This is a genomic window from Chryseobacterium turcicum, from assembly GCF_021010565.1.
Classification (GTDB): Bacteria; Bacteroidota; Bacteroidia; order Flavobacteriales; family Weeksellaceae; genus Chryseobacterium; species Chryseobacterium turcicum.
This window is the reverse complement of record NZ_JAJNAY010000002.1, coordinates 1,034,784-1,059,306: the sequence shown is the minus strand read 5'-3', so window position 1 is coordinate 1,059,306 and position 24,523 is coordinate 1,034,784. Positions and strand designations below refer to the sequence as shown.

20 protein-coding genes are annotated in these 24,523 nt (G+C 34.8%); 13 read left to right on the top strand and 7 right to left on the bottom strand.

The genetic code is table 11. The features are described 5' to 3' along the window. Positions 1-32: 32 nt before the first annotated feature. A complete protein-coding gene (locus tag LO744_RS19590; protein WP_230672454.1) occupies positions 33-1,145 on the top strand; it encodes an LptF/LptG family permease in 1,113 nt (370 codons plus the stop codon). On the opposite strand, the gene LO744_RS19585 is transcribed toward LO744_RS19590, so the two are convergent. Beyond that, the gene (locus LO744_RS19585; protein WP_230672452.1) at positions 1,139-1,855 is read right to left on the bottom strand and encodes a biotin--[acetyl-CoA-carboxylase] ligase; all 717 of its coding nucleotides are present in this window, start codon (positions 1,853-1,855) and stop codon (positions 1,139-1,141) included. The genes LO744_RS19590 and LO744_RS19585 overlap by 7 nt on opposite strands. A gap of 86 nt (positions 1,856-1,941) precedes the next feature. Between LO744_RS19585 and rsfS the strand changes: the two genes are divergently transcribed. The 6 genes from rsfS (at position 1,942) to LO744_RS19555 (ending at position 8,283) form a co-directional block, all read left to right on the top strand. Further along, complete coding sequence (rsfS, locus tag LO744_RS19580; RefSeq protein WP_230672450.1) at positions 1,942-2,310, top strand: ribosome silencing factor; 369 nt, start codon at positions 1,942-1,944, stop codon at positions 2,308-2,310. Positions 2,311-2,326: 16 nt separating this feature from the next. Next, the gene (ftsH, locus tag LO744_RS19575; protein WP_230672448.1) at positions 2,327-4,336 is read left to right on the top strand and encodes an ATP-dependent zinc metalloprotease FtsH; all 2,010 of its coding nucleotides are present in this window, start codon (positions 2,327-2,329) and stop codon (positions 4,334-4,336) included. A 136-nt stretch (positions 4,337-4,472) separates the two neighbouring features. After that, entirely contained in the window at positions 4,473-5,054 is a 582-nt protein-coding gene (locus LO744_RS19570) for an LUD domain-containing protein (protein ID WP_230672446.1), read from the top strand. Between the two features lie 24 nt (positions 5,055-5,078). Beyond that, on the top strand, positions 5,079-5,951 hold the full coding sequence (locus LO744_RS19565; RefSeq protein WP_230672444.1) for a phosphatidate cytidylyltransferase: 873 nt from the start codon (positions 5,079-5,081) through the stop codon (positions 5,949-5,951). A 63-nt stretch (positions 5,952-6,014) separates the two neighbouring features. Next, positions 6,015-6,668, top strand: a complete 654-nt coding sequence (locus tag LO744_RS19560) for a phosphatidylserine decarboxylase family protein (protein WP_230672442.1) — start codon at positions 6,015-6,017, stop codon at positions 6,666-6,668. Positions 6,669-6,954: 286 nt separating this feature from the next. Next, on the top strand, positions 6,955-8,283 hold the full coding sequence (locus LO744_RS19555; RefSeq protein WP_230672440.1) for a peptide-N-glycosidase F-related protein: 1,329 nt from the start codon (positions 6,955-6,957) through the stop codon (positions 8,281-8,283). A gap of 107 nt (positions 8,284-8,390) precedes the next feature. Here LO744_RS19555 and LO744_RS19550 read toward each other — a convergent pair whose 3' ends face one another. The 4 genes from LO744_RS19550 to LO744_RS19535 form a co-directional block, all read right to left on the bottom strand. After that, positions 8,391-8,738, bottom strand: a complete 348-nt coding sequence (locus LO744_RS19550; RefSeq protein ID WP_230672438.1) for a DUF1801 domain-containing protein — start codon at positions 8,736-8,738, stop codon at positions 8,391-8,393. A gap of 23 nt (positions 8,739-8,761) precedes the next feature. Next, entirely contained in the window at positions 8,762-10,600 is a 1,839-nt protein-coding gene (locus tag LO744_RS19545; protein WP_230672436.1) for an ABC transporter ATP-binding protein, read from the bottom strand. Between the two features lie 50 nt (positions 10,601-10,650). Then, positions 10,651-11,574, bottom strand: a complete 924-nt coding sequence (locus LO744_RS19540; protein WP_230672434.1) for a M28 family peptidase — start codon at positions 11,572-11,574, stop codon at positions 10,651-10,653. 317 nt (positions 11,575-11,891) lie between these two features. Continuing rightward, positions 11,892-12,281 carry a DUF4293 family protein gene (locus tag LO744_RS19535; protein ID WP_230672432.1) on the bottom strand — a complete coding sequence of 130 codons (390 nt, stop codon included), beginning with the start codon at positions 12,279-12,281 and terminating at the stop codon, positions 11,892-11,894. A 144-nt stretch (positions 12,282-12,425) separates the two neighbouring features. On the opposite strand from LO744_RS19535, the gene rho reads away from it, so the two are divergent. Then, positions 12,426-14,318: a transcription termination factor Rho gene (rho, locus tag LO744_RS19530; RefSeq protein WP_230672430.1), complete on the top strand. Its 1,893-nt coding sequence runs from the start codon at positions 12,426-12,428 to the stop codon at positions 14,316-14,318. Positions 14,319-14,640: 322 nt separating this feature from the next. Next, positions 14,641-15,237: a superoxide dismutase gene (locus LO744_RS19525; RefSeq protein ID WP_230672429.1), complete on the top strand. Its 597-nt coding sequence runs from the start codon at positions 14,641-14,643 to the stop codon at positions 15,235-15,237. A 54-nt stretch (positions 15,238-15,291) separates the two neighbouring features. On the opposite strand, the gene LO744_RS19520 is transcribed toward LO744_RS19525, so the two are convergent. Both LO744_RS19520 and LO744_RS19515 read right to left on the bottom strand, forming a co-directional pair. Further along, positions 15,292-15,711 carry a DUF6146 family protein gene (locus LO744_RS19520; protein ID WP_230672427.1) on the bottom strand — a complete coding sequence of 140 codons (420 nt, stop codon included), beginning with the start codon at positions 15,709-15,711 and terminating at the stop codon, positions 15,292-15,294. A gap of 110 nt (positions 15,712-15,821) precedes the next feature. After that, complete coding sequence (locus tag LO744_RS19515; RefSeq protein ID WP_230672424.1) at positions 15,822-17,021, bottom strand: endonuclease/exonuclease/phosphatase family protein; 1,200 nt, start codon at positions 17,019-17,021, stop codon at positions 15,822-15,824. A 238-nt stretch (positions 17,022-17,259) separates the two neighbouring features. Here LO744_RS19515 and LO744_RS19510 point away from each other — a divergent pair, with 238 nt between their 5' ends. The 4 genes from LO744_RS19510 to nadB all read left to right on the top strand — a co-directional run bounded on the left by LO744_RS19510 (position 17,260) and on the right by nadB (position 24,523). Then, positions 17,260-19,998, top strand: coding sequence for a carboxypeptidase regulatory-like domain-containing protein (locus LO744_RS19510; RefSeq protein WP_230672422.1), 2,739 nt, complete (start codon positions 17,260-17,262; stop codon positions 19,996-19,998). A gap of 13 nt (positions 19,999-20,011) precedes the next feature. Further along, positions 20,012-22,150, top strand: a complete 2,139-nt coding sequence (locus tag LO744_RS19505; RefSeq protein ID WP_230672421.1) for a DUF5689 domain-containing protein — start codon at positions 20,012-20,014, stop codon at positions 22,148-22,150. A gap of 135 nt (positions 22,151-22,285) precedes the next feature. Then, complete coding sequence (locus LO744_RS19500; RefSeq protein WP_230672419.1) at positions 22,286-22,915, top strand: NAD(P)H-dependent oxidoreductase; 630 nt, start codon at positions 22,286-22,288, stop codon at positions 22,913-22,915. Between the two features lie 30 nt (positions 22,916-22,945). After that, positions 22,946-24,523: an L-aspartate oxidase gene (gene nadB, locus LO744_RS19495; protein WP_230672417.1), complete on the top strand. Its 1,578-nt coding sequence runs from the start codon at positions 22,946-22,948 to the stop codon at positions 24,521-24,523.

Here is a 24,523-nt window from a genome sequence, read left to right as displayed (position 1 = left end):
TCCATTAAATTTAAAAAAATAAAAACGCAGTAATGCTTAAAATAGTAGACGGATATATCGTAAAAAAATACCTTGGAACTTTTAGTTTCATGTTGATATTGCTGTCTATTGTGGTTTTGGTAATCGATGTTCAGCAGAAAATTCCAAGAATAGAAAAAGCAACTGAGATTGACCCGAAATTAGATTTAACCTACTTTCTGATCCACTTTTATCCTTATTGGATTATTAATTTGGTGATAACATTCTTGGCGATTCTTGTTTTTATATCGGTGATTTATTTTACTTCAAGAATGGCAAATAATACCGAGATTGTTGCGATTATAAGCAGTGGTGCCAGTTTTCACAGATTTGCAAGGCCTTATTTGCTAACTTCTCTGCTTATTGCTGCTATTTCTTTGACGGTGAATCACTTCGTTTTGCCTTGGGCAAATGTTAAGAAAAACCAGCTAGAAGCCTATACATACAATGCGGCCGCTAAAGAGAAGATCCTGGGAACAGCTCCGGTTTCTGCACAGCTCAGCAAAACGGAATATATATTCATTAATTCTTGGAATAAAAGAGAACAAAGAGGGTATGGATTCTTGTATCAGAAGTTTGATAAAGACCGAAGACTTATCTATGAGCTTAAAGCAACCGATGTTGTTTGGCAACAAGACAAAAAAAGTTTTTTACTGAATAGCTATTTAGAAAAAACCATCAATAAAGATGACTCAGAAAAGCTTGGGCAGGGTTTTGAGTTGAAAAAAAATTACGGGCAAGATCCTGAAGAGCTTTTTCCTAATGAGCTTTTAGGGCAGAATAAAACAACTCCCGATCTTATAAAATTTATTCAGCGTGAAAAAGAGAAAGGAAATAGCAACCTTAATTCTCACCTGAACGAGTTTTATCAGCGTACTTCAATGCCTGTTTCTATTATTATCTTAACGTTTTTGGCGCTTTCTCTTTCGTCACAAAAGAAAAGAGGAGGGTTGGGTATTAACTTGGCAATTGGTATTTCTTTGGCGTTTGTCTTTGTATTTTCATTTGAAGCCTTAAAAGTGGTTTCAGAGAATAAAAGTATGTCACCAGCATTGGCGATGTGGTTTCCGAATATTATATTCTTTCCCGTTACCTTGTTTTTATATCTAAAACGAGCCAATCAATAAAGCAGCTTTATTTCTTTGTGGTAAAAAGATTGTAGCCCAGATTCTTCCAGTTCTATCCAGATTTCACCATTTTCATCTGCATTTCTAATAATGCCATTTTGGCGTGTTTTATCTAATTCAAAAACAGAGATTTCATCTTTTTTGAATAAGTTTGAATTAAATTGAGCTAAAATTTCACCATCACTAGGGATATGAGTGAATTTCTCAATTAAGAATAAATGCAGATTTTCTGTAAATTCTTTTAAATTAAATGCTTCTCCGGTTTGGGTTAAAAGCGAGCCTGCATTAGAAATTTCATCAAACTTTTCTTGTAAAATGTTGATTCCGATTCCGATAATAAAATAATGTTCTTGATTGATTTTTTTCTTTTCAATCAATATTCCAACTACTTTTTTGTTTTTAACGATAATATCGTTTGGCCATTTTATTTTTACTATCTTTTCAGTCAGATTGGCAAGATAATTTTGTACAGCGATTGCGGTATAATAATTGAACAAGAAATCCGAGTGATTAATGCAGGAGGTTTTTATGGCCAATGTATAAGCAAGATTCTGTTCTGCTACTGATGCCCAGGAGTTTCCGTACTGTCCCCGCCCTTTTATTTGATTAAATGTATAAAGACCAATAAAATTGGATGGCGGATAAAGTAAAACTTCAGTTATTTCGTCATTAGTAGAAGAACACGTGTTGCGGTAAAATAGCTCACTCATTTAAGAAAACTTTAAGACATTAAAAGGCTAAAAGTAAGGCTAAAGTAAAAGAAAAACAATAAATTTGCAGATTATAGTATATTTTAATGGATAAAACAGCAGAAAAGCAAGCGCTAATAGATAAAATTGTAGAGGCAATTCAAGACGTAAAAGGTGAAGACATTATGATTTTTGACCTTACTAAAATTGAAAACTCAGTTGCAGAAACTTTTATAATTTGTAGCGGAAACTCAAATACACAAGTTTCAGCATTAGCAGGAAGTGTAGAAAAAAAGGTAAGAAACGATCTTCAAGATAGACCTTGGCATGTAGAAGGTACAGAAAACTCAATGTGGGTATTGGTAGATTACGTTTCTGTGGTAGTACATATTTTCCAAAAAGAAACTCGTGAATATTACGATATTGAAGAACTTTGGGGAGATGCACAAATCACAAGGATAGAAAGTGAAGTATAAATTTTAAAAGTAATAAATGAATAATAAAGGATTTAACTGGTTTTTCCCTGTCATGATCATAGCATTAGTGCTATTTTTTATCGCCACTTCTATGGGTGACAACAGTGCAAAATCTATCGATGAAGATTCATTCTTCAAAGAGATGCAGGCTGGGAAGATTCAGAAAGTGTTGATAGACAAGCAAAAACAAAATGCTGAAGTTTATTTAACAAAAGCTGCGAAGACGGAAACGGTAAAAGCTCAAGATAAAAGCTCAAACCCATTCTCTTCATTGGGGATGACTCCAAAAGCAGATTATACACTTAAATATGGTGATTTACAGTTGTTTTTGTCAAAGTTTGAAACTTTGAAAGCTGAAAATCCCGCTTTGAAAACAACCAAAGATTATGCGGAAGGGGAGAGCCCATTAATGAGCATTCTTATTCAGGCATTAATTTGGATTACAATTTTAGGTCTTTTCTATTTTATTCTTTTCAGAAAAATGGGCGGCGGTGGCGGTCCTGGCGGACAAATTTTCTCTATCGGAAAATCTAAAGCTAAACTTTTTGATGAAAAAGAAAAAATTCAAACAACATTTAAAGATGTTGCAGGTTTAGAAGGGGCAAAAGAAGAAGTACAGGAAGTTGTAGATTTCTTGAAAAATTCTGAAAAATACACCAAATTGGGAGGTAAAATTCCTAAAGGTGTACTTTTGGTAGGTCCTCCGGGAACAGGTAAAACTTTATTGGCAAAAGCCGTAGCAGGTGAAGCTAAAGTTCCGTTTTTCTCACTTTCAGGTTCAGATTTTGTTGAAATGTTTGTTGGGGTAGGAGCGTCAAGAGTAAGAGATTTGTTTGCGCAGGCAAGAGCAAAATCTCCGGCAATTATCTTCATCGATGAGATTGATGCCATTGGTAGAGCAAGAGGTAAAAATAACTTCTCTGGCGGAAACGACGAAAGAGAAAATACCCTAAACCAACTTCTTACAGAAATGGATGGTTTTGGTACCGATGTCAACGTTATCGTAATGGCAGCGACCAACAGAGCAGATATTTTAGATAAAGCATTAATGAGAGCGGGTCGTTTTGACCGTTCAGTTTATGTTGACCTTCCAGAATTGCATGAAAGAAGAGAGATTTTTGATGTTCATTTAAAGAAAATCAAATTAGACGACAATATAGACAGAGAGTTTTTATCGAAGCAAACCCCTGGTTTCAGTGGAGCAGATATTGCCAATGTTTGTAACGAAGCTGCACTTATTGCAGCGAGAAACAGCCACGAATCGGTTACTAAACAAGATTTCCTTGATGCAGTAGACAGAATTATTGGTGGTCTTGAAAAGAAAAATATGGCAATCAAGCCTTCTGAGAAAAGAAGAGTAGCCTTCCACGAAGCAGGTCACGCGACAATTTCTTGGTTGGTAGAGCACGCTTCACCGCTTCTTAAAGTAACGATTGTTCCGAGAGGGAAATCTTTAGGAGCAGCATGGTATCTTCCGGAAGAAAGACAATTGTCTACGACTGAGCAGATGCTAGACGAAATGTGTGCTACTTTAGGAGGAAGAGCTGCAGAGCAGGTAATCTTTGATAATATCTCTACAGGTGCCCTTTCTGATCTTGAAACGGTAACAAAAAGAGCTCAGGCGATGGTAACCATCTACGGATTGAGCCCAAATATTGGAAATATTTCTTACTACGATAGTTCAGGTCAGTCTGAATACAATTTTGGTAAGCCTTATTCTGAAGCAACAGCTTCTAAGATTGATGCCGAAATTAAAGGTATAATCGAAAACCAATACGAGAGAGCGGTAAGAATTCTTACGGAGAATAAAGATAAATTGAATGCTTTAGCAAATAAACTGTTAGAGAAAGAGGTTATCTTCCGTGAAGATCTTGAAGATATCTTCGGCAAAAGAGCTTGGGACCCGGAATTGACAGAAAAACCGGTAACCAATACAATCCCTATTGTTGAAAAAGAAGAGCAGCCAATCGAAGAAGAAGTGAAGGACAGTGAAATTCAAGCTCCTGAAAGTTCTACTCAGATCTAAAATATCCTAATAGGATTTAAAATAACTCCCGGCGAATAATCTATTTGTCGGGTTTTTTGTTATTTAAACTATATTCTTAGACGGATTATAATTATATTTTCTATTTTTGTATTAAGTTGACTAAAAATATACTAAGTTGAGTTTATTTAAAAGAATTGTAAGCAAACTAACCAACCAGCCCGAAGAAGATACGAAGCAGAGTCTGGAAAAGCTTGGAGATTCGCTGAAAAATGCAGATCTCGACTACAAGTTTGCGCAATTATTTACGCATTCTGGTGGCTTTTTCAACTATTGTGCCGATGAAGCAGAAGCATTGCAGACCTTAAACCAGATTTTGAAAATCGAGGGTATTACCTCTGTGTTTTGCTGTGATAAAGATCTTCAGGGTTTTTTGAATGTAATAAAAACAAACAATACTCCAGAGTTGGAATCGGGTAATGATGCCGCTTTTATCTCATGCGAATATCTTATTGCGTACGATGGCAGAATTATGTTGTCGCACAATAACATCCTGCACTATCATTCTTCAAGACTTCCGGGTAAAATTATTATTATGGCAAACGTCTCTCAGATTGTCAATAACCTTAATGACGCAATGGGGAAGATAAAACGTACCGGAAATATCAAAAACCTTACTTCAATCAGCGGAAACCACTCTAAGCTGGATGCTGCTGCAAACAATAATACGAAGCTATTTTTACTCTTAATAGAGGATTAGCATCGCTTTCTAAATTTTTATATTTTGGACAAAAACCTTATTCAGAGAACAATTTCAGGGCTGGTCTACGTAGCCGTCATATTTCTTTGTGCAACACCTTTTGGAGCACAGCTCTTAGACTCGGTTTCTCCGGGGCTCGTTCAGCAGCAATATTTGTATTATGGCTTAATCACCTTTCTTTTATTGGTTGGAACATGGGAATGTATGAAAATTATGAAATTCGGAGATGGCTATGAAAAATGGGTCGTATTTCCGCTCGTACTCTTTATCTTCTATGTTTTCTCTAAAAGATACTTTCAGCATGGGTTTTATTTTGACTTCAGACTGTCGGAAATCTTGGCAATTTCATTAACGCTTATTGCCGTAATTACACTTTTTAAATTCTCAAACGAACTGTACATCGACAGCGGAAAACTTATTTTTACCGTAATCTATGTCGCACTACCGTTTTCTTTTGCTTTAGGTTTGCCTAAATATTCTTCTATTGACAATACGTTTTCACTGGAAGTTATTTTCTTATTTATTCTGATTTGGAGCAGCGATACCTTTGCCTATCTTGTCGGGAAATTCTTTGGAAAACATAAAATGGCTCCTACAATTTCACCTAAAAAAACCTGGGAAGGTTATATTGGTGGTGTTGTTTTAACATTAGTATTGTCTTATTTTGTAGAGCAGTATCAACCGCAGCTTCGTGGAAACTGGATGGTTGTAGGCTTTCTAATTGCAGCATTCGCGCCTTTGGGAGATTTGGTAGAAAGCCAGCTGAAAAGAAATTTTGGGGTAAAAGACAGCGGAAACATCATTCCGGGGCACGGTGGCGTATTAGATAGGCTTGATAGTTTTTTAATCTGCGTTCCTGTCGTATATTTGTACTTTATTTTAGAAAAATTTATTTAAACTTATATTATTGTTATGCTTCACAAAGCGTGTAGACCATAACAAACAACAATTACTATCATTATGAAATTACATAAAGAGTCGAAAGGAACCATTACGGTAGCAACTATACTTTTCGCAATTATTGCAGCGGCATCTATTTATTTTCTCGAAATGTGGTCACTTTTGATCATTGTACCTTTATTAGTTATTTACAGTTTGGTATTTTGGTTCTTTAGAGTTCCAAACCGTGATATTTTAGATCATGTAGAGAATGTAATTGCTCCGGTAGACGGAAAGGTAGTAATGATTAAAGAAGTAGAAGAAGATGAGTTTATCAAAGGTAAAGCAATTCAGGTTTCTATTTTTATGTCTCCATTAAATGTTCATATTTGTAGATATCCGGTTTCTGGGGAGGTTATTTATAAAAAATATCATCCAGGAAAATATTTGGTGGCTTGGCACGAAAAGTCGTCTACAGAAAACGAAAGAACGACTGTTGCGGTACAAAGCTTAACCAATCATAAAGTAGTGTTCAGACAAATTGCAGGATATGTAGCAAGAAGAATTGTTTTCTATTGTAATCCTGGAGACAATGCAAAAGCAGGACATGAATTCGGGTTCATTAAATTCGGTTCAAGAATGGATGTTTTCTTGCCACTTGATACCGAAATTATCTGTAAAATAGGTGATATTACTAAAGGCGGAATCGATGTGATTGCTAAAATGAAAGATTAATATTTAATCAAAATATATAAAGACTGTTTCGAAAGAAGCAGTCTTTTTTGTTTTGTATGAAGAATATTTAGAAGGTGATTCTTTTATGCTTAGGTTATGCTCATGATGGTCAAGGTTGATGATTTAATAAAATGGTAAACTGCTATTACTTTGGTTTTATTTTTATTAAATTTTGATTTATTTTAAAGAAACTGTAATTTATTGATACTCATCAGGTGCTTTAAATGGTTTTGGTGTTGTTTTAATTGTTATTTTTGGTGCGAAATCAAAAAATATAATTTTTAAAATGAAAAAAATTCTACTTCCTTTATTGGTATTCACAGGGCTTTTCAAAATGCAGGCTCAGACAAACATCAATGTATTTTCGCAAATCGTTTTTTATGATGGTTACGCTGCAAATGTTTCCAATCCGGTTCCTGCCAATACAATAAGGCTTGCTAATTACAGATATGCGAAAAAATTAACGGATGCCGAGCTGAATTCTTTTCAGAATAAAATTACCATGAATGTTACCATTGGAGCTTTATGTGATAATTATGATAGAATTGGAGGAGTGCATTTGGCTTTAGTTCCAAAAAATCAAGCGACTTATACTTTAAGTGATACCGAAGTGAAAAGAATTGAAATTGGAAGATACATTACACCGTTTATGAATAAAAATATTTCTCCTACATCAGTTCCTTATACGTATGCAGTTGATAATTTATATAGTGTTTTCAGTAATACTGCTTTAAGAAATACTTACGATATGTATGTAGAGCTTGATGTTTTTGGTGTTCCTTATGCTGCCAATACTCAGGTTGCAGGTTGCTCTGGAAGAAATGATGTTTTTGCAGGAACACTTGATTTTGTTACTTCTAATGACCCTGCAATTACAACTTCTTATAATAATTTACTTCCATTATTAGATTCAAATGAACTTAATAATTACAATAATACAGACCAAGCAGGTCAAACAGTAAGATTGGTGAATTTTTCTCTGAACCAAAGTACCGATAATGCCAAATTCTTTGTTGTTACTACACCGCATGGTGCTGGTTCGGGAGGAGAGGAGTATGTGAGAAGGCAGAACTTTATTTCTTTAGACAATGCTCAGGTTTTAACCTTTACTCCCGGTGGAAAATCTTGCGAGCCCTACCGAATGTACAACACACAGGGAAATGGTATTTATGGAGCAAACGCACAAAACCAATCTTGGTGGACCTCTTGGAATAATTGGTGTCCCGGAGATTCTGTACCTATCAGAAGTTTTACCGCAGCATCACTTTCTGCGGGAAGTCATACTATAAAATATGAGGTTCCGACTGCAGTTTTCAACGGGCAAGACGGAAGAATTGTACTTTCTATGTATATGCAAAGTTCTAATCAGTTTTTGTCTGTAAAAGATGTATCAACGGTTGATGTTTCTGTTTACCCTAATCCTACAGCTGATTTTGTCAATATTAAGTCTGATAAAAAAGTAAAAACGATTGTTATTTATTCTTTAGACGGAAGAAAATTAAATGAAGTCAAAGATTCCAAAATCAATCTTACTGCTTATCCTTCAGGAACGTATTTGCTGGATGTTACATTAGATGGAGGTGCTCAGTTTAAGCATAAAGTAATCAAGAAATAATTGAAGTAGATGAAAGAAAATAGAAAATAGAGAAAAGACTTACAATCTGGCATTTATATTTAATCATTCATATCAACAGAAACGAGAAGCCAATTGGTTTCTCGTTTTTATTTGATGTATTGTTTTACTTCTTTAATTAGGCTTAAAATTAATTCAACAGGCAAATCCTCATTTTCCTCAATTAAAAGGATTTTAAACTTCTTTCTGCCTTCACTGATGAGTAGCGGATGGTTCAGTCGGTCACCATGATAAAAACTAATGTAGTGTTTTTTATGCTTTTTGCTGTAATAAAAATAGCAGAGCATTTTCTTTTTAAACTTAAAAAACGGGAGCCCAAAACTCAAAGTTTCTGTAATATTTTCGGGGTCAGATTCTAAAATATTTTTCCGTAAAAACAAAAGAGTACTTCTTGCAGGCTCATCGATTCTGTAGAAGTACTCTTGTATAGGATTCATTTTAAATTGAATTTAAAAATGATTTAGTCAAAATTTTGAAGCTCTACCAGCTTGTGGTAAGTTCCCTGTTTTGCCATAAGTTCAGGGTGGCTTCCTTGTTCTACAATTTCACCTTTTTCCATAACAACAATCCAGTCTGCTTTTTGGATGGTAGAAAGTCGGTGAGCAATCACAAGCGAAGTTCTATTTTCCATCATTTTTTCAAGGGCATCTTGTACAAATTTTTCAGATTCTGTATCTAAAGCAGAAGTCGCTTCATCCAAAATCATAATCGGTGGGTTTTTCAGAACCGCTCTGGCGATAGAAACTCTTTGTTTCTGTCCTCCTGAAAGCTTTCCTCCATCGTCTCCGATATTCGTATCATAACCATTTGGAAGCTGAGAAATAAATGAATCTGCGTTGGCAATTTTTGCGGCAGCGATTACTTCATCTCTTGTCGCTTCAGGTTTACCCATCAAAATATTGTTGTAAACGGTGTCATTAAACAATACAGATTCTTGGGTTACCATTCCTAAAAGTTTTCTGTACTCACTGATTTTTAAATGCTTAATGTCGGTATCATCAATTAAGATTTGTCCTTCAGAAACATCATAAAAACGGGCTAAAAGATTGGCAATTGTAGTTTTACCACTTCCACTTTGCCCGACCAATGCAACGGTCTTTCCTTTCGGAATGATAAGATTAAAATTCTTTAGAATTAAATTAGATTTATCATAATAGAAACCGATATTTTTAAACTCTATTTGCTTATCAAGAGTAGAAATAGAAACTGGTTCTGCAACTTCTTCAATTTTTACATCAGCTTCAAGAATCTCCAAAACTCTGTGTAAAGAAGCTTCTCCTTTTTGAACATTAGAAATAGAAGCTGATAAACTTTTTACAGGAGGTAAAATCTGGAAGAACATTCCTAAAAATACCAAAAAGTCTTCCGGAGCAATACTGTGATCTACAATAATTTGTTTTCCACCATACCAGGCGATGATTAAGAAAGTAACAGATCCTAGAAATTCGCTTATGGGTGAAGCTAATTCTTTTTTTCTACCCAATCTTATCGAGCTGTTGATCCATTTTTGCATAGAGCCCATGAATCGGTTATCCATAATTTTCTCAGCGCTGAAAATTTTAATCACTTTTGATGATTTTAAGGTTTCATCAACGATTGAGAAAATAGTTCCCATTTCATTTTGAGCTTCGTGAGAGTCTTTTTTAAGACTTTTTCCGATGAGCGCAATCATAGTTCCCATTACCGGTAAAACCAAAAGAGAGAAAAGTGTAAGTTCCGAACTCAGCCAAAAAAGACTGATTAAGGTACTGATTAACATAAATGGAGCGTTGATTAAATCAACTAAGCTTCCTAAAATGTTTCCTTCAACTTCACCAACGTCATTTGACATACGAGACATCATATCGCCTTTTCTGCTGTCTGTAAAAAATGAAACAGGCAAAGCCAACACCTTGCGGTACATTTCACCTCGAAGGTCTTTGGTAACCCCAACACGGTAATTAATCAAAAGGTAAGAGCCTAAATATCTGAAAATATTTCTCAGTAAAAACATAAACGCTGTGATAACGCAAAGCCATGCTAAAACATTTAATGTACCATAAGCATCAACTAACGTCTGAATGTAATAATTAGAATATGACTTCAGATAAGTAAATAAATCGACAAGTTCTCCCGAATATACAGGAGCGGCGGTAAATTTTTGACGTTTAATAGTTCCAAAAAGCATTCCCAGAACGGGCAATATTGTTCCTAAAGAAGCAATCTGAAATAAAGAATAGAGAAGGTTGAAGAATAAACTTCCGTAAATATATTTCTGATGCGGACGTGCAAATTTTAGTATTTTTTTATATTCGTTCATTAAATAAAATTGGATAGCAAAATTAATTAAAATATAATGATAAGACGTCTTTAATCGAATTTTACTTTATCATTATATTTTGGGGTGAAATTTTTGGGGCTCAATTTCTCCAAAGTTTTTGCAAAGTTATTGATAATCTGCGTCATGTTTTCAGAATTTACGATGCTCATATCATCATTTGCCTGATGGTAATGAGTAATTTTGCTCATGTCTGCAGTAGAAATAGAGTGTGCAATAATTTTCTTTTTTACAAAACTTACGTTGTCTGATCTGTAAAACAATTGTTGTTTAGCATAAGGGTCTGGATGTATTTTTAAACCATTCACCGCATTTTTATTAAATAATTCGTCAAGGTCAGAAAACTCATCACCGGTAATGAATACTGTATTTTTTCCAAATTCTGCTTCTGTTGCTACCATTTCAAAATTAAATAAAGCTGAAAGATTATTGTAAATAGGGTCTAAATTTTTATCCTCAGAAATAGCAATTGAGCCCAGCATTCCTTTTTCTTCTCCATTAAAAGCCATGAAAACCATTGAGAATTCAGGTTTTTTATTTTTGAAATAATCAGCAATACCTACTAATGTTGTAATTCCGCTTGCATCGTCATCGGCACCGTTATAAATATTGTCATCAGATTTATTGTTGACTCCAATGTGGTCAAAGTGTCCTGAAAATCCCAAAAACTTTTCAGACTTTCCTTTTTTAATTCCACAAACGTTGTAAGCTATTTTTCCTTTATAATTAAAAGGAACGAGATAAGATTTTCCGGTACAATATTCTAAATTGTTTTCTTTAAAAAGCTGAGCGATATATTCTGCCGCTTTATCATTTTCGGGAGTTCCTATTTCGCGACCTTTCATTTCATCAGAAGCTAGAGTAGAAATTACGGTTCTTACTCTTTGTTCAGAAACATCTTGTGCAAAAGCCGATGCCGAAAAAAGTGAAAGTAAAAGGTAGGTTAGTTTTTTCATAAATTAGATTTATTCGTTTAATTATAAACGAATATGTCGTAATTTTATATGAAATGTTGCAGAGAACTATTAAAATATTTGTATTCTCACAGATTTTATTTTAATTATCTGAAAAATCGGTGTGATGAGTTGGAGTTTTACATCCTGCATCTAGTTTTTGTAACGAATGCACGAATTTTATTTAAATATTTTAAAAAGGCATTCGTTTATTCTCACTTCAATCATCTGTGAAAATCTGTGAAATTTGTGGGAACAAGCAAAAAAAAAAACAGCCTCTAAAAAGAAGCTGTTCTTACTCAAAAAAAATCATTGTTAGGTTATCGCAGTCTGTCTACAGATTTTACGAGCCTCTCATCTTTTTTGATAAAAATATTTGCCAAAAACAAACATATTACCGCAATTAATGGGAAAACCGGCTCAATACCCTTCTCAGGAAAATCTATTCCTCCGGATAAGTTTTGTACCCAGTACACCAATACACCAATCAACAAAACGTTTATAATAATGCTGATGTTATTCAGCAAGATTTGTCTTTTTCTGTTTTTAAAACTGAACAAACTCAATGCTCCTACAAAAACTAAAACAATTGATGCAATGCTTACAATCGGAGTTTTTCCGAAAACATCTACATCCTGCCCTGTAATATATAGAAAAGCTGCGGCCAAAACCGAGAGCAAAATCCAAATAGTCTGTATTCTTTGTAACATAGAATTTTAAATTCAGCAGCAAAAATAACATAAATTTTGCACAATTCAAAAATAAGTGTAGATTTGCAACATACAATGTACTTGAAAACAAAAGTCACCCGACTTACTTTTCTTACTCACAACTAATTACATTTTACTTTATATATGTTTAACATAGAAACGTTAAGGTCAAAATCTGTAACGGAATTGACTAAAATCTTAAAAGATTTGGGCGTTAAGGTTGCAAGAACCAGCAATGATAATGATAAGATTTTTGCTATTCTAGATTTTCAGGCTTCCAACCCTAAAGTTACAAAAGATTACTTCAATACCTCAGAAACACCGACTGCTGTTACAGAAGAACAGCCGGCGGAGAAGGTAGTAACAAAACCAGCTCCTAAAAAAGCTGCTCCCAAGAAAACTGTAAAACCTAAAGTGGAAACAGCAGCGGAGCCAAAAGAAACTCCGCCTGTAAAAGCACCGGAAGTTATCGAAATACCGGAAGCTACCAAAGTAGAAGCCAAAGCAGAAGAAATTCCTGCGGAAGAGGCGAAAGCTGAAGCTCCGAAAAATACTCCAGAAGAAAAAACAGCGTCTCCTAACAACAGACAAAAAAGAAAAAGAGTTTTACCTCCTGCAACGAATAGTGAAATTGAAGTGCAAGGAACTATAGAACTTCCTTTAAATATAGATTCTCAGCCAAGTGCACCAGCACCAGCTAAAGAAGAAAGACCTAAAAGACCACAACAAGGTCAGCCACAGCAAAATCAAAAAGGTCAAAACCATCCACAGCAAAATAGTGGAAATTCTCAAAACCGGAATCAAAATAATCCGAACCAAAATCCTAATCAAAACCAAAACCCGAATCAAAATCAGAATAGGCAGCAACAGCATCATTCTGAGAGACATGAGGAGCAGCATGAGCCGAAAAAAGAGTTCAGCTTCGATGGTATGGTTAGTATTGAAGGGGTTTTAGAAATTTTACCAGATAACTACGGATTTTTACGTTCATCAGATTTCTCTTATATTTCTTCACCAGATGACGTGTATGTTTCGACCGCACAGATTAGAAATTTTGGATTAAAAACGGGTGATACCGTAAGAGGAATTGTAAGACTTCCAAAAGAAGGTGAAAAATATTTTTCATTACTAAAGCCTACTGAGGTAAACGGTCGTGATTTAGCATTTATTAAAGATAGAGTTGCTTTTGAATATCTTACGCCATTATTTCCAGAAGAGAAATTTAACTTGTCTGGAGATAACTCTACGATGTCAACAAGAATCGTCGATTTATTTGCACCCATCGGAAAAGGGCAGAGAGCGATGATTGTTGCTCAGCCAAAAACCGGTAAGACGATGTTGTTGAAAGATATTGCCAATTCTATCGCTGCCAACCACCCAGAAGTTTATATGATGGTACTTTTAATAGACGAACGTCCTGAAGAAGTTACCGATATGGAAAGAAGTGTAAATGCAGAGGTAATTGCTTCTACATTTGATGAAGCGGCAGATAAACATGTGAAAGTTGCTAATTTAGTTTTAGCAAAAGCTCAAAGAATGGTAGAATGTGGTCATGACGTAGTGATTCTTTTAGATTCAATTACAAGATTGGCAAGAGCTTATAATACCGTAACTCCTGCGTCTGGAAAAGTTCTTTCTGGTGGTGTTGATGCAAATGCTCTACACAAGCCAAAAAGATTCTTCGGAGCTGCAAGAAAAATTGAAAACGGAGGGTCGCTAACGATTGTGGCAACCGCTTTAATTGATACAGGTTCTAAAATGGATGAAGTTATTTTTGAAGAATTCAAAGGTACCGGAAACATGGAGCTCCAATTAGACAGAAAAATTGCCAACAGAAGAATTTATCCTGCAATTGATTTAATTTCTTCAAGCACAAGAAGAGATGATTTATTACTTGATGAAGTAACTTCGCAGAGAATGTGGATTTTCAGAAAGTATCTTTCAGAGATGAATCCTATCGAGGCAATGGAATTTGTAAGCAAAAATATCAGAGGAACTCGTAATAACGAAGAGTTTTTGATGTCGATGAACAGATAATAAGGTATTTACCTATAAAATATAAAAGCAGTCAAAATTTTGACTGCTTTTTTTGTTAGCTTCTTTTAATCCATTCATTATCTATCTTACGAAAGCGCATAAATCGTGGAATACAATTTTTATCGCCACTATTTTTACATTTTTGATAGTAAATAATTGCTTTCTCGCCAAACTTGTCGATGATGGGTCTGCTTAAAGTAATTTTAATAAATAACTACCTTTTTGTTATTATCAATGTTAAAGATTTATTAAAGTAATCTTCAATTTTTGATAATGGCTTGAATATTGGCTAACTTTGAATCATAACATTAAAAATAAACTTATGTCATTTGAATTACCAAAATTAGGATATGCTTACGAAGCTTTAGAGCCAACAATTGATGCAAAAACAATGGAAATCCACCATTCAAAACATCACCAAGCATATGTTGATAACTTAAATAAAGCAATCGAGGGAACAGACCTTGAAGGATTGACTATTGAAGAAATCTGCAGAACAGCTGTTGAAAAACCAGCAGTAAGAAATAACGGTGGAGGTCACTTCAATCACTCTCTTTTCTGGGAAATTTTAACTCCAGGTGGAAGCAAAGAGCCTGTAGGAAGCGTAAAAGCTGCTATCGAAAATTATGGTGGTCTTAAAAAATTCAAAAATGATTTTTCTGAGGCAGCTAAAACAAGATTTGGTTCAGGATGGGCTTGGTTGGTAAAAAATGAAGATGGTTCTGTTTCTGTAACGTCTACTCCAAATCAAGACAACCCATTAATGCCGGTTGCTGATTCAAAAGGAACTCCGGTTTTAGGATTGGATGTTTGGGAGCATGCTTATTATTTGAACTACCAAAACAGAAGACCTGATTATGTGTCTGCGTTCTTCGATGTAGTAAACTGGGATAAAGTTGAAGAATTATTCAACAAATAATCTTTAGATTATTGTAAATATAAAAGGTTCAGAAATTTTCTGAACCTTTTTTTGTTATCTGAATATATCACTTGCTCCGAGTCCATTCATTCTCAGTTTGTATTTCCAATTTACATATACGAAAACCTGATATAGTTTATACTCAAACTTAATTCCGTACTGTTCTCTTGGGTCATAATCTATGGATGATTCAATAATATGTCGATATTTCCCAGACATAAAATAAGAATTCCATTCGTTGACTAAAATTCTATTTCGGCTTTTTAAATTGGCTTCAGTATATTGATTCATTGGTCTTGCGATGGCATTCATAAAGTAATCAAACTGAGTGTCGATTACGATTAAATCCCATTCTCCATCTTCATTTTTTGAAGGTTTCATTGCGGAATCTTCCTTTTCGTTTTTAGGATTGACTTGTGCAAATGATTGTAAGGGAATGAGAATTAAAAGTGATATGGTAATTAAATTTTTCATATGCAGGTGTTTATTGTTTTTTATTTGTTGTTTGTATTTAAATATTAGTCATGGCGATTTCATAATGAATGATTTATACAAAAAAAGCACTCCAAATAGAGTGCCTAATTTTATTTTTTGATATGTTCTTTCTGGAGAATTGATACCGCAGGGAAGTGGTCGCTGTAACCGCCAGTAAATCGGTCGCCGTCCCAAGAACGGAGTGGGTAGCCTTTCCACTGTCCTTCTTTATTTACTAAATAAGAAGGAGCGTAAATTTCTGCCTTGAAAATAGAATAAGTAGGAGTAAGTTTCTCTGGAGAATAAAGGTTTTTAGAGACTATAATCTGGTCAAATAAGTTGGGGGCATCTCTATAGGCTAAAGAGGCAACTCCTGCTTTATATAATTTGTACATTAAATTATAATAAGGAGTTTTATCAGATAAGTCTGAAGGGTTTTCTACTGCTCCTAAATGTTTTTTCAAACTTGGGCTTACTGGGTCATCATTGTAATCTCCCATTGAAATTAGTTTGATGCCTGGATATTCTACAGATAATTTATCCATTTCAGCTTTCAAAACAGCTGCTGCAGCGTTTCTTCTTGGTTGTGAAGCTGCTTCACCACCACTTCTTGAAGGCCAGTGATTCATAAAAACGGCAATTTTTTCACCATCTAAAAGCCCTATCGCAACCAAAACATCTCTGGTGTATTGTCTTCTTCCGTCTTCGTTGTAGACTTTTATTTCTTTAGTATAAGAATTTTGAACGACAAATCTGTTTTTCTGATAAATGATTGCAATGTCAATTCCTCTCGCATCATACGAATTGTAATGCACGATACCATAATTGCTTTTCGCTAACGCTGGTTGCTTAATAAGGTCTTCAATTACTTGTCTGTTTTCTACTTCGATTAAACCGCAAATTGCAGGGTTGTCATTAGTATATTGTCTTCCAAGCTCTGAAATTACTTTTGCTTCGTTAGCTAGTTTTTGGTTGTAATATTTAGTTCCCCATCTTTTTGGGCTGTTTGCCGTAAAATCTGTTGCTAAAATCTGATGACGAATTACTTTTTTTCCTACCAAAAGCTCATTGCTCCATTCTCCTTTGTAGTCTTCTGTAGTTTCTAAAAATTTTAGAGAATCAATAGGTACGCTTCTGTGAAATTTGGGATTAGAAAAAGGAAGGGTTCCGTCAATATAGTCTGCAGATGCAATGGTATCCCAGAGGTTTTCTACATTCAGGAAAGCTACAGCTGCTCTTTTAACTTGTTTTTGTTGAGAAAAACCAAAATTAAAACACAATACCGCAAAAATGATAAAATATTTTTTCATGTTTTTAAAAAATTCAAAAAATTGAGGGGCTAAAATTACAAATTTTTAATACATCTATATGTTAAATTGTCGTAACAACTCTTTTTTGAATTTCAACTCTAAAGCTTGTTTTTTTTAGGACAATTGGTGTTTGTTAACAATAATTAATAGAATGAAATGCTGAAAGTGTTTTAGTTATTGAAAATAATCCTAAATTTGTTGCCCCTTAAATAAAGAAGGTGAAAAAAATAAGTTTATTATGATTAAAAAACTATCCCTAATCTCTTTGTTTACACTATTACCTGCATCCTATTACTTTGCGCAAACTACTGTTTTTGCATATGTTAAAGGTCAGGATGGTAAGCCGGTAGAAAGAGCAGAGGTTGATCTAGAACAATCTGTTGATGATGTAACTGCTGATAAAATCGGTTACTTCCAGTTTGTAGATTTAAAGCCAGGACACTATCTTATTACCGTTACAAAACCAAATTTTGAGTCTAAGATTCTAAAGTTTGATGTAACTGCTGATGAGAAGAGAAAAGACTTAGGTGTTATTGTACTAAATAATAGTTTGGGAACAGATGCCGGAGTTGTTGTGATTGATGATTCTGCAAGCGATACCGAAGATGGTGGTTCTTCAATGCAGCCTACTGTGGGGCTTTTGAGTTCAGGTAGAGATGCATTTCAAAATGTTTCTGCTTTTGAATTGGGAGCTTATTGGTTTAGGCCAAGAGGGGTAGATAACCGTTTTGAAGATGTAATGTTCAACGGTGTTTCGATGTCTAAAAATGATGACGGAAGAATCGACTTCAACAATTGGGGAGGGCTGAATGATGTCACGAGATATCCTTACGAAAATGTAGATAATATTACACCTTCAGAATATGCTTTTGGTAATTTGGGAGGGGTTGCTTATTATAATACAAGAGCTTCTTCTTACAGAAAACAAACATCTTTGGCCTATTCATTTACCAATAGAAGTTATTTGCACAGAGCAATGGCAACTTATTCTTCAGGAATGAGCAAAAGTGGTTGGGCGTTTACATTCTCAGGAAGCAGACGATGGGGTGATAATGCAATTATCGATGGTGTTTACCAGGATGCTTACGCTTATTTTGCTTCAGTTGAGAAAAAATTCAGTGAGCGACACTCTATTAACTTTACTGGTTTTGGTTCTCCTACCTACAGAGCATCAAACTCGCCAAATACTCAGGAGGTTTATGACATAATGGGTAAAGATTACAACTCATATTGGGGATGGCAAGATGGTGAAAAGAGAAACTCGAGAATCAGAAAAGTATTTGAACCAATGTTTATGCTTACTGATTATTTAAAAATTGGTAAAAATTCAAACTGGATAAATACCGTTTCTTATCAAATCGGAAGTGATGCAAGAAGTAGACTGGATTGGTTCCATGCTGCAGATCCAAATCCTACTTATTACAGAAAATTACCAAGTTATGGTCTTTTAACTGCTGACGAATTCAGAGCACAATCACAAATCGATTGGAACTATTTATATAATACTAATCGTCTGAACCTTAACAATATGGATGGATCAGAAAAAGGCGCTTCATATAGTTTGGTTGAAGATGTAAATAAAGATAAAACGTTCAACTGGGCGTCTCACTTTGATGCAAGATTAAAGGAAAATTGGAAGTTGAATATCAATTTTAATTTTCAAAACTTAAATTCGGATAACTTTAGAAGAGTTAAAGATTTATTAGGTGCTAATTATGCTAATAATCTTAACCCTTTTAATAACGATGCGCGCTATAACATTGATGATGAAAACTATAAAGTAAGAGAAGGAGATAGAACGCAATATTCTTATCAACTTCATAAAAATCATTATACTTTAAACGTTTCTACAGAGGTTGATTTCAACAAATTTAATATTGTAGCATCTATTTTCTCTTCATATTCTGAAGCTTACAGAAATGGTGATTACCGAAGTGGAATCGCTGAATTTGCAAATAATTCTAAAGGTAAAAGTGCTGTTTATGATGCTTTGGATGCAGGTATTAAAGGTAAAATTACGTATAAGATTAATGGTAAAAACTTTATTGTTTACAACGGGGCTTTCTTTAGTTTAGCGCCAACGTTTAACGAATTGTATATCAACCCGAGAGCGGTAGATTATTTAACTCCTGGAGTTAAAAATCAGGTGATTAACTCAAACGATTTGAGCTACATCATGAGAGGGCAAGTTTTAAAATTAAGACTATCAGGTTACTATACAACAATTAGTAATTCAACAGAAATTTCAAGGTATTATGCGGCATCATCATCTTCTACAAATTCAGGAACGTATAATACGTTAATCAACGAAGCGATGAGTGGTGCTGATAAGAGATATATGGGTGCTGAATTAGGATTTGATGTTAAAATTACTCCTACATTAAACGCAACCGGTGTTGCAAGTGTAGGTGAATATAAATTTACAAACACCCCTCAGGTATATTCATTTGATGACCAAGTCGGATTCAGAAGCTATGGTAAAGCAAATATCAAAGATTACAAAGTTGCCGGAACCCCACAAAAAGCATTTTCATTCGGTTTAAAATATAATTCAACTAAATATTGGTGGGTGGGTGCATCTGCAAATTATTTAATGGATCAATATCTTGATTTCTCAGCGCTTAATAAGACAGCATCTCTTTATACTATTCCTGGGACATCCGATGTGTTATATGATGGTGTTACTCCCGAACTTATCCAGCAACTGACTGCACAGAAGAAATTTGATGACCAATTTATGTTGAATGCTAATGCCGGTAAATCTTTCCAATTCGGAAAATACAGAATGGGAATCAGTATTTCTGTAAATAATATTTTAAATAATAGAGACTATGTTACCGGAGGTTTTGAGCAAGGACGATTGGCAAACTTCCCTCAAGCTCTGGAAGAAAACAACAGAGGGACACCTTATTTCGGTCCAAAACTTTGGTATGACAGAGGAAGAACATTCTTTACTAATGTTTATTTAAGATTCTAAACTATTGACTATTATGAAAAAAAATAATTTAATTTTATCCTATATTTTTGCGCTTATTACAGTCTTGGCTATTACAGGTTGTGTGCATGACGATAAATATGATGAGCCAAATCTTGAGAATTACCAGTGTAGAACTGCTGATTATTATACAAAGCCTGAAAATAAATATGTAAAATGGACTTTGCATGATTTGAAATTGAAGACTTTAAATGAAGTAATTACAGAGAACGCTTATGTTGAAGGGTATGTATCTTCTACAGACGAATCTGGAAATGTCTATAAAACGATATATATTCAGGACGCTCCGGAAAACCCTACAGAAGGTTTAACGATAAGCGTAGATATGGTAAGCACATATACGAGATTTCCACAAGGTTCTAAAATATATATTGATCTGAAGGGGCTAGCTGTTACAGCGTATGGTAGTGTAAGGCAATTAGGTCAAATTACTCCTGCGGGAACAAGGATGTTGGAAAAAGAAGTTCCGAACCATATTTTCAGAGATTGTAATATTAGAGCGAATATTAAACCTAAAGTTTTAACAATGGCTCAGTTCGCAACAAATGATGCTCTTGTAGGGTGTTTGGTACAACTTGATGATGTAGAATTTGACGAAAGAGCTTTGTGTACCAATTTTGCTCCAAACGGAGAAACTGTTGATAGAACAATCGGTCAAGGGTGGAATAGCGCAACTCAAAAGTATGTATCAACAGCAATTGTGAGAAACAGTGGTTATGCATCTTTTGCAAATCAAATTGTTCCTGCTGGTAAAGGAAAGTTTGTAGGGATTTTGAGTAGATTTAATTCTATTTATCAAATGTATATCAATAAACTATCAGATCTTGATATGGAAGGTGCGGGTGCAGATGGTGTTGATCATCACTTCCCACGTGTGGATGGTAAAACCGCAAATCCATGTAACTTCAGCCCTGATGGATTAATGGCTAAAACGGTTGCTGATGTTAAACAATTAGCAGGAAATTTAGCGCCAAATGGGCTTGTACAGATTACAGGTGATTTCTATCTTAAAGCTCAAATTATTGCGGATGACGCTACAAAAAATTTGTTCAAATATCTTTACTTAGAAGATGCTACTGGAGGTATTAAAATCAATATTAACAGAGAAGATTTATACTTCGAAAAAAGATTTAAACTAGGAAAAGATTTAAATGTTAAATTAAAAGGGTTATACATTAGAAATGTAAACGGAGAGCTTCAGTTAGGATCTAATGATGCTTCTAGCACTGTTGCTTACAGAATTAAAGACGAAGAGATTTATAAATATCTATTTGATAGCAATGCTTTAGCAAGAGCAGTTGTTCCTACGGAAAGAACAATTACTCAGCTTACAAAAGCAGACGTAGGAAGATGGATTAAAATTAAAGATCTTCAGTTTATAAATAGTGATCTAGGAAGAACATATGCAGATGGAACAGCGGCATCTAACAGAACGTTAGAAGATTGTTCAGGGAACAAAGTAACCTTGAGAACGAGTGGACGGGCTATTTTTGGAATAAAGGCGGCCAGCGCTATTGATGTAGCCGGAGGTAAAGGTGATATTTATGCAGTTGTAAGTGTTTTCAATGATAGTTATCAGCTTTGGATCCCTCAGCTTACAGATATTAAATTTAGCAATCCTAGATGCGATGGTTCTATTTATACACCACTTCCAGTATTGTACAAAGATGATTTTGCAGCAGGAGGTTTTAGTACGGATTGGACAACGGTAAATGTTGCTGGAGCTCAGGTTTGGGCTACTTCAAACCAAGGTAACGGAACTAACTATTACGCTGTTGTAAATGGAGTATTAAATAATCCAGCAAACGAAGATTGGTTAATATCAAAATCAATTAGCTTAGTAGGAAAAACTAAAGCAGCAGTAAGTTTCACAACTGATGTAAGATATGGAGGAAATGTTCTTCAGGTTTACGCTACAGAAAACTATACTGGAAATCCTGCAACAACAACTTGGGTGGCTTTGCCTGCATTATTAGATACCAATATAAATGCATTTGGTGACTGGGTAAACTCAGGAAATGTAGATTTATCAGCATTCTTAGGTAAAAATGTAAGAATTGCCTTCAAATATACATCAACACCTTCCGCAGCGGCAACGTGGGAAATTGATGATTTCAAAATTAAAGGCCAGTAATTAGCTGACTCATTTAGGTTTATAAAGAATCTGTCTCTTCATTGAGACAGATTCTTTTTTTTATGTGGTAAATTTGCAAATAGATATTTTGTTTAAAGCAGTCTTTATTCAGCATCAATTCTTAAATTTGTTGTTATGAATTATTTGGAAGCTTTAAGCAGAAGATATTCTGTAAAAAAATTCAATCCCGAAATGATTATTCCGCAGGATACTCTTCTCAATATTCTTGAGTCAGGAAAACTTGCGGCAAGTTCTTTGGGACTTCAGCCCTATAAAATATTTGTAGTGGAAAGTATAGAAATGAAGGAGAAGTTGATACCAGCTTTCTACAATCCTTCACAGATTTCTACATGTTCGCATCTCGTTATTTTGATTTCCAAAAAAAATATTGAAGAAACTTATTTAGACGGATATTTTAGACATATCTCCGAAGTGCGTCATCAGCCTGTAGAAAGTTTAGATTTATTCAGGAATAGCATTACAGGTCATTTTGGAAGACAAGAACATGATGATATTTTAAACTGGGCAGAAAAACAATCTTATATTGTCTTGGCTAATTTAATGTACGCTGCAGCGATTGAAAATATTGATACCTGTCCGATGGAAGGTTTTAAACAAGAGGTAATTGAAGAAATTTTGGGTACAGATCCCGAGAAAGAAAAAGTAACGGTTACTTTGGCTTTAGGCTACAGGTCGGAGGAGGATCAGTTTCAACACATGAAAAAAGTGAGGAAACCAAACGAAAAATTGTTTAAATTTATTTAATTATTTAGACGATTGTCTTAAAGCAAGAATATGATAAAAGCGGATGTATTAGTGATTGGTTCCGGAATTTCCGGATTATCTTATGCCATAAAAGTTTCAGAACAACTTCCCGATGCCAAAATAATCATTGTAACAAAATCAGACGAAGACGAAAGCAATACCAAATACGCTCAAGGTGGTTTGGCGGTGGTTACCGATTCTAAAAATGATAATTTCGAAAAACACATCGAAGACACCATGAGAGCCGGCGACGGCGAAAACAAACGTGATGTTGTAGAAATGGTAGTAAGAGAAGCTCCAGCAAGATTTAATGAAATTGTAGAATGGGGCGCTAATTTTGATAAGAAAAACGGCGAGTTTGCTTTAGGAAGAGAAGGTGGTCACACCGAAAACAGAATTGTACATCACAAAGATATTACTGGTTTTGAGATTGAAAGAGCCTTGCTTCAAACGGTTAAAAACAGTCCAAATATAGAAATACTGGATCATCACTATGTAATCGACATCATTACGCAGCATCATGTTCCCGGAAAAGGATTGCATGAAGGTGAAATTAATTGCTATGGAGCTTATATTTTAGATGAAAAATCAAAATCAATAAAAAAAATCACGTCAAAAATCACGTTGGTTGCCACAGGTGGTGCAGGACATGTTTATAAAAATACCACAAACCCTACCATTGCAACCGGTGACGGAATTGCATTTGTTGCCCGAGCAAAAGGAAAAGTGACCAATATGCAATATTATCAGTTTCATCCGACTGCTTTGTACAGCAAGCTTGATGGGATGTTGTTTCTAATTTCCGAAGCGGTTCGTGGTGATGGAGCAAAACTGAGAACCAAAAGAGGGGAGAAGTTTATGCAAAAATACGATGAAAGAGAAGAATTAGCTTCCAGAGACATCGTTGCAAGAGCTATCGACGCCGAAATGAAAATTACAGGTGATGAATATGTTGGTCTCGACTGTCGTGAAATGAATCAGGAAAAATTCTTAGAACATTTTCCAAATATTTATAAAAAATGTAAAGATGAAGGGGTAGACCCCTTTATACAGCTTATTCCGGTGGTTCCGGCTTGTCATTATCTGATGGGCGGAATTGACGTTGATAAAGACGGACAATCTTCGCTGAATAATCTATTTGCGGTCGGAGAATGTACCAATTCCGGACTTCACGGAGCTAATAGGTTGGCTTCAAACTCTTTATTGGAAGGTTTGGTTTTTGGTCATAATGCAGCGATGAAAACAGTAGAATTATTAAAAGGAAATAATTTTAATTTTGATGATTTAAAAGCCGTTCCCGAATGGAATGAAGAGGGAATGAAAATTATCGACGAAATGGTCATCGTATCTTACCTGAGAAAACAACTTCAGGAAATGATGAGCAATTTGGTAGGAATTGTAAGAAGCAACAGCAGGCTAAAAATGGCATTACAGAAACATGCCGAGATTGCCGCTGCCGTAGATGAAATATATCATTACTCTATTCTCTCGCCTCAACTTTCAGAATTAAGAAACCTTACCACAGTTGCGCATTTGATTATCACCCAGTCGATGGAAATGACGCAAAATAAAGGTGCATTTTATAATAAAGATTTAGTTCAAGCATAA